Below are 225 nucleotides of genomic sequence, written 5' to 3'. Positions count from 1 at the left end.
CGGCCAGATCACCTACACCGCCACACTGACCAATGCCGCCGGCACTCCGGTGACCGTGACCCTGAGCAACGGCGCGGTAATCACCATCGCCGCGGGCGCCACTACCGGCACCACCACCGTCGCGGCTCCAGCCGATGACGTGTACAAGGACGCAGGCAAGGTCGAGGCCACCATCACCAAGGCCGAGGGCGGCAACTTCGAGAAGCTGGTGCCGAACACCACGCC

At 67.1% G+C, this 225-nt stretch carries 1 protein-coding gene; it reads left to right on the top strand.

The window, feature by feature from the left end; all coding sequences use genetic code 11:
• On the top strand, positions 1 to 225 hold a 225-nt coding region (locus tag F6S12_RS33560; protein ID WP_315870089.1), incomplete at both ends, for an immunoglobulin-like domain-containing protein.

The sequence above is a fragment of the Pseudomonas sp. JV245A genome, from assembly GCF_032424515.1.
GTDB classification, from domain to species: Bacteria; Pseudomonadota; Gammaproteobacteria; order Pseudomonadales; family Pseudomonadaceae; genus Aquipseudomonas; species Aquipseudomonas protegens.
Note: the sequence above shows the minus strand (reverse complement) of the source record. Positions and strands in the feature narration are given on the sequence as shown.